Origin of the sequence: Kitasatospora sp. NPDC008050 (genome assembly GCF_042957465.1) — a bacterium.
Taxonomy (GTDB): Bacteria; Actinomycetota; Actinomycetes; order Streptomycetales; family Streptomycetaceae; genus Kitasatospora.
On the sequence record NZ_JBIBIJ010000006.1, the window covers coordinates 221015 to 233225 of the forward strand.

General features: G+C 73.3%; 10 protein-coding genes. 6 read left to right on the plus strand and 4 right to left on the minus strand.

Going from position 1 to position 12211, the window contains the following annotated elements; translation table 11 throughout:
- The first annotated feature begins 51 nt into the window (after positions 1–51).
- The gene (locus ACFZB9_RS14805) at positions 52–702 is read left to right on the plus strand and encodes a Uma2 family endonuclease (RefSeq protein WP_391447066.1); all 651 of its coding nucleotides are present in this window, start codon (positions 52–54) and stop codon (positions 700–702) included.
- Here ACFZB9_RS14805 and ACFZB9_RS14810 read toward each other — a convergent pair.
- Positions 699–2021, minus strand: a complete 1323-nt coding sequence (locus ACFZB9_RS14810) for an MFS transporter (protein WP_391447067.1) — start codon at positions 2019–2021, stop codon at positions 699–701. The genes ACFZB9_RS14805 and ACFZB9_RS14810 overlap by 4 nt on opposite strands.
- A 334-nt stretch (positions 2022–2355) precedes the next feature.
- Here ACFZB9_RS14810 and ACFZB9_RS14815 point away from each other — a divergent pair, with 334 nt between their 5' ends.
- Positions 2356–3981, plus strand: coding sequence for a hypothetical protein (locus ACFZB9_RS14815; protein WP_391447068.1), 1626 nt, complete (start codon positions 2356–2358; stop codon positions 3979–3981).
- Between the two features lie 86 nt (positions 3982–4067).
- Here ACFZB9_RS14815 and ACFZB9_RS14820 read toward each other — a convergent pair whose 3' ends face one another.
- Both ACFZB9_RS14820 and ACFZB9_RS14825 read right to left on the minus strand, forming a co-directional pair.
- Entirely contained in the window at positions 4068–4538 is a 471-nt protein-coding gene (locus ACFZB9_RS14820) for an SRPBCC family protein (protein ID WP_391447396.1), read from the minus strand.
- Positions 4535–4990, minus strand: a complete 456-nt coding sequence (locus ACFZB9_RS14825) for a VOC family protein (protein ID WP_391447069.1) — start codon at positions 4988–4990, stop codon at positions 4535–4537. The genes ACFZB9_RS14820 and ACFZB9_RS14825 overlap by 4 nt, the downstream gene beginning before the upstream one ends.
- Positions 4991–5221: 231 nt before the next feature.
- On the opposite strand from ACFZB9_RS14825, the gene ACFZB9_RS14830 reads away from it, so the two are divergent.
- On the plus strand, positions 5222–6472 hold the full coding sequence (locus ACFZB9_RS14830; protein WP_391447071.1) for a hypothetical protein: 1251 nt from the start codon (positions 5222–5224) through the stop codon (positions 6470–6472).
- A 63-nt stretch (positions 6473–6535) separates the two neighbouring features.
- Here ACFZB9_RS14830 and ACFZB9_RS14835 read toward each other — a convergent pair whose 3' ends face one another.
- On the minus strand, positions 6536–8206 hold the full coding sequence (locus tag ACFZB9_RS14835; RefSeq protein ID WP_391447072.1) for a helix-turn-helix domain-containing protein: 1671 nt from the start codon (positions 8204–8206) through the stop codon (positions 6536–6538).
- Between the two features lie 185 nt (positions 8207–8391).
- Here ACFZB9_RS14835 and pruA point away from each other — a divergent pair, with 185 nt between their 5' ends.
- From pruA to ACFZB9_RS14850, 3 genes are all read left to right on the plus strand, one after another.
- Positions 8392–10020: an L-glutamate gamma-semialdehyde dehydrogenase gene (gene pruA, locus ACFZB9_RS14840; RefSeq protein ID WP_391447074.1), complete on the plus strand. Its 1629-nt coding sequence runs from the start codon at positions 8392–8394 to the stop codon at positions 10018–10020.
- Positions 10021–10146: 126 nt separating this feature from the next.
- Complete coding sequence (locus ACFZB9_RS14845; RefSeq protein ID WP_391447076.1) at positions 10147–11076, plus strand: proline dehydrogenase family protein; 930 nt, start codon at positions 10147–10149, stop codon at positions 11074–11076.
- Between the two features lie 206 nt (positions 11077–11282).
- Complete coding sequence (locus ACFZB9_RS14850) at positions 11283–12047, plus strand: CDP-alcohol phosphatidyltransferase family protein (protein ID WP_391447078.1); 765 nt, start codon at positions 11283–11285, stop codon at positions 12045–12047.
- The last annotated feature ends 164 nt before the right edge of the window (positions 12048–12211 follow it).

Genomic DNA, 12211 nt, shown 5'->3' on the forward strand with positions numbered 1-12211 from the left:
TTCGGGGGAATGAGTCACGCGGCAGCGGTGTCTCTGCCTACCCTGGATGCTGTGTCCGAAGCCGCGATCGCACACTTCCCGCTGCCTGACTTCCCGTATGTGATGTGGCTGCGGGGTGAGTTGGCCGACTGGCTGCGGGTGCCGAAGAACGTTCCGGTGGAGGTGATCGCGGGGGACGTCGTTGTGTCACCTGGGCGGACTCTCGCACACGCCGTCATCGTTGGGGATTTCCAGCAGGAGATCTGCGGCCGGGGCATTGCCGATTCCCGGTTTCCCTGGCGGGCCATTCAGCTGCTCGGGCTTGACTTGGCCGGGATCGGCGATGGTTACATCCCCGATCTGCTGGTTCTCCACCAGCAGATCGAGGCCGAAGGCTGGGCCGGGGCCTTTGAGTTTCCGCGAGCGGATCAGGTTGAGCTGGTCATGGAAGTAACGGCGAGAGCCAGCGCCCACGATGACCGGGAGCCTGTTCAGGGCTGTCGCGCGACCAAGTGGAACGGGTACGCGCGGTGTGGCGTGCCTCACTACCTGCTGATCGACCGGGACCCGAAGCGGCCGGGGATCACCCTGTACGGCAACCCCGACCGCTTCGCAGGTCGTTACGAGGAGCTGCGGAGCTGGAAGTTCGGCGAGCCGGTGCGGTTGCCCGAGCCGTTCGACGTCGAGTTACGCACCGAACTCTGGCGTCCTTGGGAGGACTAGCGGCGGCGCAGCACTGCGCCCGCCAGGGCCAGGCAGGCGGTGGCGGCGATGATGGCGAAGCCGCTGACGGCCGGGAGGAGGCCGTAGTGCTGGGAGAGGGCGCCGACGGCGACGATGGGCAGGGAGCTGCCGAGGTAGACGATCACCCAGAGGGCGCTCATCTCGCTGGCGCGGCGGGCCGGGTCCATGGCGGCGACGGCGGCGGTGAACAGGGAGCGGAAGGCGATGCCCTGGCAGGCGCCGCCGAGGACGCTGCCGAGGAAGAGCAGGGCCGGCTGGTGGGCGTACTGGGCGGTGACCACCAGGGCCAGGCCGAGCGCCAGGCCGGTCATGCCCAGGGCGATCAGACGGCGGTCGGCGGTGGGCGGGATGAGCAGCTGGGCGAGGGCCGAGGAGCCGAGCAGCAGGGCGGCGACCACGGCGCCGACCATCCGTGAGTGGGTGTGCAGCAGGCCGGCCGAGAAGGCCGGGGCCAGGCTCAGGTAGACGCCGAAGACGGCGTACGAGACGAAGCCGGCGCCGGCCGCGAGCAGGAAGGTGCGGCGGCCCTGGGCCGGCAGGGCCAGGCGGCGCGGGCGCAGGTGGAGCGCGGAGGTGACGCGCGGCGGCGCACCGTGCGGGCGGCGGGCACCGGGCATCCGGGGGTGCACCAGGGCCAGCGGGACGCAGAGCACCAGCAGGGCCACCGCGTGGGCGAGGAAGGGCGTCAGCAGCGGGTGGGAGCCGCCCGCGAGCGAGGCGCCGACCACGGGGCCCAGCGCCACGCCACCGGCGGAGCAGGCCAGGGTGAGCTTGGCGGCCAGGGTCGGGTGGTCGGGCAGCAGGTCGCCGAGCGCCGCGCCGGCGGCGCCGGTGGCCAGGGCGACGGCGATGCCCTGGACGGCCCGGCCCGCGGCCAGCTGGCCGAAGCTGTTGGCGGTGGCGAAGATCGCGTCCCCGCTGGCGGCCAGGCAGACGGCCGGCAGGATCAGCGCGCGGCGGCCGAGCAGGTCGGACCAGTGGCCCACCGCGGCCAGCACCGGGACCAGCGCGAAGACGTAGACGGTGAAGAGCAGCGTGGTGTCGAAGGCGGTCAGGCCCAGGCGCTGCTGGAGCAGGGGGTAGACCGGGGTGGCGAGGTTGGCCCCGATCAGGAGCAGCAGGAGGGCGGCGGCACAGAGGCCGACGCGCACGCCGCGCAGTGCGTTCCAGCGGCTGACCGCGGCGAGTTGGAGCTGGGTGCGTGGTGCGAGCTCCAGGGGGAGCAGGGCCTCCGAGAGCCGGGTTCCGGACAGCTGCGCGTTGGGCAGGCCGGGACCGGCAGGGGAGAGGTCCGCCATGGCAGGGATCTCCTGTGGCCGGGCACCACCGTGGGTCGGCGTGGGAGGCCGACGCGCCCGTCCGGTGGCGCTGTGGTGGTGGCCATGGTGCGGGAGATCCGTGGTGGTGCGAGGTGTGCTGAGGTGAACTGGGCGGCTTTGCCCAGGCGTGACCGCGCGCGGGGTGTGCACGGGGTCCAGACGAAGGATACGGGGTGGCGCGACTGGGGCGTGCACGAGTGGCACGCGCCCCCCGCAGGACGGGCGCGGCCGCCGGATCGGCCGATACGCTGATCGCAGTGCAGCCCCGCCTTGACGCAGTACAGACCCGCCCTTCATGAGGAGAACGCGCCCGATGGCCGCTCGACGCCGCAAGAACCCTGACCACTCGTCGGCGACCGGGCCTGACGCACAGCCCGGCGAGAGCCTGCTGCCCGCCGACTTCGAGCTCGCCGATCTCTACGGCGCGCATGGTTCGGACGAGGAGGAGGACCTCGACGACCTCGCCGTGCTGGTGCCGCCGGTGCGCCTGCTGCCCGAGGCCGAGCTGGCGGCCGCCGCGCTGGCCGTCCCGCTGATCGCGCACGCGGTCAAGCTGGCCCGGTGGAGCGCCCCGACCCGCCCGGTGGACGAGCTGGGCGACCTGCTGGACGCCGACCGCGAGGCCGCCGCCCGGTTCCTGGGCCTGGCCCCGGCCGAGGGCGAGGTCTCCGAGGAGGCGGTGCTGGAGGCGATGCGGGTCTGGTCGCTGGCCAGCGACCTGGAGCTGGTGCTGGTCGCCCACGACGAGGCCGGTCGGCGCTCGGCCGGTCCCAGCCAGGAGCTGGCCCCGGTGGAGCAGGGCGATCCGGAGTCGGTGCTGGAGCTGTGGCTGGCCGCCGCCGACGTGATCGCCGAGCTGGCCGTCGAGATCGAGCCGCTGGACGCCGAGCCGGATGCCGGTGAAGAGGCCGACGACGAGCGCGCCGAGGAGCTGCTCGCGCAGTACGAGGAGGTCCAGGAGCAGGCCGCGGAGCTGCTGGACGAGGCCCTGCAGGTGCTCTACGAGGCCACCGCCTTTGCCGAGCCGGGCCAGGAGACGGTCCCGCTGGGGGTGCTGGCCGCGCTGCTGGTGGTGCCCGAGGGCGAGGAGCCGGACGAGGAGATGCTCGGTGACATCACCGATGTGATGGTCGCCCTGGACCCGATGCTCGCCGACCTCGCCGAGATCGGGCTGCTGGAGTACCAGCCGATCGATCCGGAGCTCTTCGACGAGGAGGAGGGCGAGGAGCCGGTGCAGGGCGCGGCCGCGGAGCGCACCCTGGACGAGGCGGAGGCGGCCCGGTTCGGCCTGGTCAAGCTGACCCCGCTGGGTCAGTACGGGGTGCGCCAGTGGCTGCTGGACGAGGGCTACGAGGCGCCGCTGATCGGCGAGCTGGCCACCGGTGACGCGGCCGCGCTGCTGCAGGGCATCGCGGAGGCCGGCAATGTGCTGCCCGAGCAGGAGATCCGGGTCTGGCTGGCGGACCGCGAGCCGCTGACCGCCGCCCGTGAGCTGCTGACGGCCGCGCGCGGCGACGACCGCACCGCGCCGCTGCGCCGGATGCTCGCCCAGCTGGCGCTGGGCGAGCTGGGGGAGGCGGCCGAGCCGGCCGCCCGGGAGGTGCTCGCCGACCCGGAGCTGGGCGGCGGGGTGCGGGCCTGGCTGGTCTCCCGCGGGGCCCAGGACGTGCCCGTGCCGGAGCGCTCGATGGTGCTGTGGACCACGGTGGACACCTTCGCCGCCCAGCTGCTGGACAGCGAGGGCGACGCCGAGCTGCTGCGCGAGCTGATCTCCGGGATGCCGGTGACCGACAACCCGGCGAGCTTCTTCGGCGAGCTGTGGCGGGTCGACCACCCCTACACCGCGCGGGTGCTGGAGGCGGTCGGGGAGCTGCACCTGGACCGGCAGGTGGCCAAGGAGGCCCGCAAGGCGGCGTTCAAGGCCAGGTCCCGCCAGTAGTCCCGGCAGTAGTCCCGTCCCGTCAGGGACCCGCCACCAGGCCTGGGCCTGGTGGCGGGCCTCGTTCGGCCGCTGTGGCCTGTCCGCTACCCGTTGTGCAGCAGGTAGCGGCGCAGGCCGCGGCGGCCGGCGCGCATCATCAGCGCGTGGTTGGCCAGGAAGAGCGGCCGCCCGGGCAGGGCGAGCCGCCGCATCAGCGGCTTGCCGCCGCGGACGTCCTCCTCGAAGACGGCCAGCGCGTGGCCGGGCCCGTCCGGGCGCACGGTCCACCGGGACCAGCCGGCCAGGTCGCCGGCCAGCGCGGCCTCCAGGACCCCGCCCCGCCCGCCCGGGGCCTCCTCCTCGCGGCGCGTGGTGGCGGTGAGGACGAGGTCGTGGGGCAGCACCGAGCGGATCCGCAGCCGCCCCGAGTCGGCGTCCAGCCTCTGGACCTCGCGGACCTGCGGCCACCAGCGCGGATAGTGCTCCACCTCGCGCAGCGCCCGGTAGACCTGCGCGGCGGGCACGGGCAGCCGCCAGGCGCTGGTCAGCCGGTAGCGGTTGAAGTCCGTCTTCAGGGCAGGTCCAGCCGTCCGTCGGCGGTGAAGGCGAAGGACGGGTTGTGGGCCAGCTCCCAGAGGTGGCCGTCAGGGTCGTCGAAGTACCCGCTGTAGCCGCCCCAGCTGGTGGCGGCCGGCGGCTTGACCACGCCGGCGCCCGCCGTCACGGCGACCGCGAAGGCGTCGTCCACCGCCTGGGGCGACTCCAGGTTGATCGCCAGCGTCACGCCGCGGAAGGCGGGCTCGCCGCCCGCCGGGATGCCCGCGTCGGCGGCCAACTGCTCGGCCGGGAAGAGGCCGAGCGCCGAGTCGGCGGTGCGGAACCAGGCGATCTCGGGGGTGGAGGCGGTGGAGAGCCGCCAGCCCAGCGCCTGGTAGAAGGCGGTGGCGGCGGCCAGGTCGGCCACGCCCAGGGTGATGATGCTGATCCTGGCGGGCACCCGCGGGGCACCCTCGTTGCTGCTCGTCATGGCGCCAGCGTAGGCAGTGGCGCGGCGAGCGTGGGCGGTGGCGCGACACCTTAGGCCCGATCGGTGCGCGGCGGGCCCGGAGCGGGGTATCTGCCAACCGTACGAGGGAAGCTGATGGCCCCGCAGGTCACGCGCACGTATCGTGGGCGGACGCGGTCCGACCTGCCGGATAGCCCCGGCCGCGGTCGGCCGCGGACCGAACGAGGGCGAAACCGCGGGGGTGCGGCGAAGGTGACGATCAGCAGCGGGAGCTGGGCCGCGGAGCCGGACGACGACGCCCTGCGGGCACTGACCGAGCGGGAGCCGGGGCAGGGCCTCGAACCGGCCGAGGTCTTCGAGGAGCTCGACTTCCTGGTGTACAGCGTGAACCGGGCCGGGCGCGGCGCGCGCGGGATCGCGCGGGCACAGGCCGGTGGGCCGGTGGCGGGCGGCGACGTGGACGGCACGGCGGGCGGTGACGTCCACGGCGTGACGGACGGCGCGGCGTCGGCCGGGGACAGCGACGCGATGACCGGGTACGAGAGCGCGAACGGTGAGCTCTGCTGGGTCGAGCTGCGCTCCGGCGACTGGACCTCGCTGGAGGGCCCCTACGTCACCGTGCGCACCTACCAGCCCGGCGTTCAGCGCCACACCCCGCTGCCCGAGCTGGAGGAGCTGGTCGAGCGCGAGCGCGACCGCGTCTACGAGCAGCTCGGCATCGACGAGGGCGACAGCCCGGGCCAGGTGCGGGCGATGCGCGAGTGGATCAGCGTGGAGGGCGAGCCCGTCGCGGTGCAGATCCACGAGGAGCGCGGCGCCGGCAGCGGCCCGTCCGGGCTGGCCCGGACGGTGTGGGCCGGGCGGCTGCTGGTCTACGGCTCGGTGGTGCTGATCTGCGGCCGCGGCATCGGGCCCGCCGACATCGAGCTGAGCCACCTGCGCCACCACGACTACGAGCGCTTCGCGGTGGGCCGCACCGCGCTGCTGCGCCAGGTGCGGGCCCGCCGAGTGGCGCGGGTGGCCCAGGCCCAGCGCAGCCAGCTGGCCCTGACCGGGATGGACGCGCACCGGGCGCTGCTGGAGTTCAGCGTGGAGCGGGCGATGGCGCACCGGGCGCACCGGCTCTCCTGCGGCCGCACCAAGCTGCCGCGCCGGTTGCGGGTGGCCGAGCCGCCCGAGCAGTGGGAGGCGGCGATCCGCCAGCAGATGCGCTACGCCGGGGAGGACCGCGGCGAGGCGGGTGAGGCGGTCGGGCTGATGGTCGCCCACCTGCTGGCGCTGGCCGAGCGGGTGGAGTGGCTGGTCGGCACCGAGGCGGGCCGGGACGCGCTGGAGGAGCTGCTCCGCTACACCGTCTTCGCCAGCCAGGTGCCGAGCCTGGCGGCCCAGTCGGCGTGGGCGGAGCTGGCCGGCAGCCGGGGCCTGGGGCCGGAGGCGGTCGAACTGGCCGAGCGGGCCTGGCTGGCGGCCTGGGAGCGGTGGCGCCGGGAGCGCGCGCACTGAACGCAGGCTGAGGCGGTGGACGGGTCAGGGCACTTCGTCAGGGCTCTACGTCAGGGCTCTTCGTCAGTGCTCTTCGTCGGCCGGGAGCCGCAGCTGGAGCATCGCCAGCAGCCGCTGCTGCGGCTGGGCCAGGTCGATGCCGGTCAACTGCTCGGCCCGGCGCACCCGGTAGCGCAGGGTGTTGGGGTGGATGTGCAGCGCCTGCGCGGCCACCCGGACCTCGCCCAGCGCGTCCAGCCAGGCCAGCACCGACTCGGCGAGCCGGGTGCCGTGCCGCCCGTCGTACTCGGTGAGCGCGGACAGCCGCGGGTCGCGCAGCGCCGGGCGCTCCTGGAGCAGCGCCAGCACCTCGCTGACCAGCACCTCCGCCTGTACGTCGATCAGCGCGGCGACCTCGGGCACGACGCCGCCGCGCCCCATCGCGTCCAGGATCCGGTCCGCCTGGGCGCGGGAGGCGGGCACCGCGCCCAGCCCGCTGACGGTGCTGCCGATCGCGGCCCGCAGCTCGACGCCCAGGTGGTCGCGGGCGGCGTCCACCACCTCCTGCGCCCAGGCGCGCACGGTGGCCATCGGCAGGGCGGCGGGCAGTTCGGGCAGCAGCACGTAGATCCGGGCGTCGATGGGCGCCAGCAGCGCGCCGCGGTGGCGGGCGGCGGCGTGCACCGAGATCAGCCCGGTCACCTCGGTGCGGTTGAGGTCCGCGCCGACGGCCGCGTACCCCAGCACGGTGGCCGGGCGGTGCTGGTGGAGCCCGAGGTGGGTGGCCAGCGACTGCGGCCCGGTGCTGCCCTCCAGCAGCCCGGTGAGCAGGGTCTGGGTCAGCCGGACGTCCGCGGACATCTCGCGCCGGCGGCGCATCAGCTGGGCGGCCGCCACCCGGGCCGCGCCGACCAGCGCCTGCTCGGCCTGCGCGGTGAGCGGCTGCGAGCCCTCCTGGACCCAGATGGTGCCGAGCGGCTGCGCGCCGGCCCGGATGCCGATCGCGAGGCGTCGGCGCAGGCCCAGCTCCGGATGCGGCTCGACCGCGATCGCGCTGTCCGAGGTGCGCAGGTGCTGGAAGATGCCCCACTCGCGGAGCTTGGACAGGTAGGGCTCGGGCCCCTGCCAGCCCAGGATGGACAGCCGCCGCAGGTCGTCCACCTCGTCGGAGTCGGCCGAGCGGGAGTAGGCCAGCACCCGGCTGGAGGTGTCCTCGATGGAGACGATGCCGCCGGTCAGCACGGCGGTGGTCTGGGCCAGCGAGAAGAGGTCGCCGGTGTTGTGGTCGGCCGTATCCGGCGCGTCCGGGCCGCCGATGACCGCCCTGGCCAGCGCGTCCAGGTGCTCCCAGCGGGTCTCGCGGCGCACCGAGAGCAGCGCCACGCCCGCCTCGGTGGCCGCCTCGCGCAGCGCGTCGGCCTGCCCAGGGGCGTCCAGCTTGACGGCGACGGCGGCCGCCCTGGCGCGTCCGGCGGCGCGCAGCGCGGGCAGTGCGGCCCGGCCGCGGGCGCCGATGGCGAGGATGAGTTCGCCGGGGTTGGCGGTGGCCGGGTCCTCGGGGTCGAGGATCGCCACGTCCTGGACCAGCACGTCGAGTCCGGCCGGCGCGGCCTGCAGCTCGACCAGCGGCTCGCCGAGCGACATCAGCAGCTGGCGGAGGGGGAGGCCGGACTTGGGGAGGCCGGGGGAGGGGAGGCCGGGCGTCGGGAGGCCGGAGTTGGGGAGGCCGGGCGCAGGGAGGCCGGGGGTGGACACGGGGCCTCCTTCGGGGTGTTGCCGCGCGGGCTGCGTGATGTTCATCCACTCGGACAATGCCGTACGGATGACTTTAGCCGCCTGGCCAACCATCGCGGTCCGGCCCGCGGCTTAACGTTCCTCCATGGCCCGCGTGTGACCCCCGCACTGGCCGTCCCCCACGACTCGAAGGAGAGCGCGCGCTCATGGATGCTGTGACCCAGGTCCCCGCGCCGGTGAACGAGCCGGTCCACAGCTACGCCCCCGGCACCCCGGAACGGGCCCGCCTGGAGGCGAAGCTGAAGGAGCTGGGGGGCCAGGAGCCCGTCCAGCTGACCATGACGATCAACGGTGAGCGCCGGATGGGCGCGGGCACCGAGATCCACGTCGTCCAGCCGCACAACCACGCGGCTCGGCTCGGCACCCTGCGCAATGCCACCCAGGGCGACGCGCAGGAGGCCATCGACACTGCTCTGGCGGCTGCTCCCGCCTGGCAGGCGCTCTCCTTCGACTCGCGCGCCGCGATCTTCCTCAAGGCCGCCGACCTGCTGGCCGGCCCGTACCGCGAGACGCTGGCCGCGGCCACCATGCTGGGCCAGTCCAAGACCGCGCAGCAGGCCGAGATCGACTCCTCCTGCGAGCTGATCGACTTCCTGCGCTTCAACGTGCACTTCGCCCGGCAGATCATCGCCGAGCAGCCGCTCTCCTCCGACGGCGTGTGGAACCGCAGCGACCACCGCCCGCTGGAGGGCTTCGTCTACGCGATCACCCCGTTCAACTTCACCGCCATCGCGGGCAACCTGCCCACCGCCCCGGCGCTGATGGGCAACGTGGTGCTCTGGAAGCCGTCCCCCACCCAGCAGTTCTCCGCGCACCTGCTGATGCAGCTGCTGGAGGAGGCGGGCCTGCCCAAGGGCGTCATCAACATGGTGACCGGCGACGGCCTGGCCGTCTCCGAGGTGGCCCTCAAGCACCCCGCGCTGGCCGGTATCCACTTCACCGGCTCCACCCCGACCTTCCAGCACCTGTGGCGCGAGGTCGGCAACAACATCGCCGGCTACCGCACCTACCCGCGGATCGTCGGCGAGACCGGCGGCAAGGACTTCCTGGTCGCCCACCCGTCGGCCGACCCGAAGGTGCTGAAGACCGCGATGACCCGCGGCGCCTTCGAGTTCCAGGGCCAGAAGTGCTCGGCGCTCTCCCGCGCCTACGTTCCCGCCTCGCTCTGGGCCGGCCTCAAGGACGAGTTCAAGGCCGAGGTCGAGGGCCTGACCATGGGCGACGTCACCGACCTGTCGAACTTCATGAGCGCCGTGATCGACGACCGCTCGTTCGCCAAGAACAAGGCCGCCATCGACCGCGCCCAGGCCGACCCGGCCGTCGAGGTGCTGGCCGGTGGCACGTACGACGACTCGGTGGGCTACTTCGTCCGCCCGACCGTGCTGGTCTGCGCCGACCCGGCCGCCGAGTACTTCCGGGACGAGTACTTCGGCCCGGTCCTCGCGGTGTACGTGTACGAGGACGAGAAGTACGAGGAGATGCTGGCCCAGATGGAGTCGGTCTCCCCCTACGGCCTGACCGGCTCGATCATCTCCCAGGACCGCGCGGCGGCCCAGGACGCGATGCACAAGCTGCGCTTCGCGGCCGGCAACTTCTACATCAACGACAAGCCCACCGGCGCGGTGGTCGGCCAGCAGCCGTTCGGCGGCGGCCGGGCCTCGGGGACCAACGACAAGGCCGGCGCCAAGCAGAACCTGGCCCGCTGGACCTCGACCCGCTCCATCAAGGAGACCTTCGTCCCGCCGACGGACTACCGCTACCCGCACATGGGCTGACGGTTCGTCAGATAGCGCGCGAGGTCCTCTCCTCCTGCCAGACCGCACCTCCCGGGGCGGCGGCCACCCTCAGCCGCCGCCCCACCCCTCTCTTCCTCCCCCACACCCTGTGATCCAGGAGTACCGATGCTCCGTTCCGCCCTCCTTGCCGCGTCGCGCTCGCCGCAGGTGCGTACCGTCGTGGAGAAGTTCCCGCCGACCCACGCGATAGTCGAGCGCTTCGTCGCCGGCGAGCTGCTCGACGACGCCGTGACCGCCTGTGACGACCTGGTCGCCACCGGCCGCAAGGTCACCCTCGACCACCTCGGCGAGGACACCAAGGACGCCGCGCAGGCGGCCGGCACGGCCGAGGCGTACGAGCACCTGCTCGCCGCGCTGAAGGAGACCGGCCTGGCGGCGGGCGCGGAGGTGTCGGTCAAGCTCTCGGCGGTCGGCCAGTTCCTCCCGGTGGACGGCGAGAAGATCGCGCTGGAGAACGCCCGGCGGATCTGCGAGGCCGCGGCCGACGCGGGCACCACGGTCACCCTGGACATGGAGGACCACACCACCACCGACTCCACCCTGTCGATCGCGCGCGAGCTGCGCGCCGACTTCCCGTGGCTCGGCGTGGTGCTCCAGGCCTACCTGCGCCGCACCGAGGAGGACTGCAAGGAGTTCTCCGCGGCCGGCTCCCGGGTCCGGCTGTGCAAGGGTGCCTACAAGGAGCCCGAGTCGGTCGCCTTCCAGGGCAAGCGCGAGGTCGACCTCGCCTACGTCCGCGCCCTCAAGGTGCTGATGGCGGGCGAGGGTTACCCGATGATCGCCTCGCACGACCCCAACATGATCAAGATCGCCGGCCAGCTGGCCGAGTGGAACGGCCGCGCCCGCGACAGCTTCGAGTACCAGATGCTCTACGGCATCCGCCCCGAGGAGCAGCTGCGCCTGGCCGAGGCCGGCAACACCATGCGGGTGTACCTGCCGTACGGGCAGGAGTGGTACGGCTACTTCATGCGCCGCCTGGCGGAGCGCCCGGCCAACCTGACCTTCTTCCTGCGCGCGATGGCGACGCGGGGCTGATCGGCCGGTGGTCGAGCTGCGGCGGAGTCGGAAACGGCTCCGCCGCAGTCGTGTTCGCCGCAGTCGTGTCCGCGGCGCTCGCGTTCGCAGTGAATACCCCGGGTCGATTGCGCTCGCGTTGCTGCCTGGGGCCTGCCCTAGGCTTGCGCTGATCACGCTCGCGGCCGCAGCGGCCGCGCGGATCACAGGCCAGACACGGAGACAGCATGAGCAGGGTCCAACTCGAAGAACTGCGCGGTGTGATCCACCCGCCGGGCAAGCTCGAAAGCCGGGCGGAACACTGGGCCGGGCGCCTCTACATGCGCTCCGTCTCGCTGCGGATCACCCGGCTGCTGCTGGACACGCGTTGGTCACCGAACCAGATCACCGGTGTGATGGTCGTCGCAGGCGTGCTCTCCGGGGTCGCGCTGCTGATTCCCGGGCTGACCGGGGCGGTGCTCTGCGTCCTGTTCATGCAGCTCTACCTGCTGCTGGACTGCGTGGACGGTGAAGTCGCCCGCTGGCGGCAGCAGTTCAGCCCGCTCGGGGTCTACCTGGACCGGCTCGGCGCGTACCTCGCGGACGCCGCCGTGATGATCGGCATGGGTTTCCGGGCGTCCTCGCTCGGGCTCTCCCCGTACCTGGTGGCCGGGATGTCGGCGGGCGTCGGCGTGCTGCTGCTGAAGGCCTCCTCCGACCTGGTGCACGTGGCGCGCTCGGACAGCGGGCTGGCGAAGGCCACCGACCAGTCCGTCGTGCCGCGTTCCTCCGGCGTCGCCCGGCTGCGGCGGCTGGCCTCGGGCGTGCAGCTGCACCGGCTGTGCAACGGGATCGAGTGCACCCTGCTGCTGCTCGTGGCGGCGGTGGTCGACCAGGCGCGCGGTGACCTGCGGGCCACGAAGGTCGCGGTGATCGTGGTCACGGCGATCGTGTGGGTGCTGGTGCCGGCGCACATCTTCTCGATCCTCTCCTCGTCGCGGTTGAAGAAGTGAAGCGGTTGAAGAAGTGAAGCGGTTGAAGTGAAGCGGTGGACGAAGTGAAGCGGTTGAAGAAGTAGCGGAGCAGCGGCTGAAGAGGCGGCGGCCGCCCGGGCGTTCAGCGCTCGGGCGGTCGCCGTCTGTCGTCCGGGCCCGCTGTCCGGGCCTGCGGTGGTGCC

What these genes read in the sequence shown, in the direction of transcription:
- ACFZB9_RS14810 (WP_391447067.1), bottom strand. Translation starts at nt 2,021, where the DNA reads ATGGCGGACCTCTCCCCTGCCGGTCCCGGCCTGCCCAACGCGCAGCTG.
- ACFZB9_RS14815 (WP_391447068.1), top strand. Translation starts at nt 2,356, where the DNA reads ATGGCCGCTCGACGCCGCAAGAACCCTGACCACTCGTCGGCGACCGGG.
- ACFZB9_RS14825 (WP_391447069.1), bottom strand. Translation starts at nt 4,990, where the DNA reads ATGACGAGCAGCAACGAGGGTGCCCCGCGGGTGCCCGCCAGGATCAGC.
- pruA (WP_391447074.1), top strand. Translation starts at nt 8,392, where the DNA reads ATGGATGCTGTGACCCAGGTCCCCGCGCCGGTGAACGAGCCGGTCCAC.
- ACFZB9_RS14845 (WP_391447076.1), top strand. Translation starts at nt 10,147, where the DNA reads ATGCTCCGTTCCGCCCTCCTTGCCGCGTCGCGCTCGCCGCAGGTGCGT.
- ACFZB9_RS14850 (WP_391447078.1), top strand. Translation starts at nt 11,283, where the DNA reads ATGAGCAGGGTCCAACTCGAAGAACTGCGCGGTGTGATCCACCCGCCG.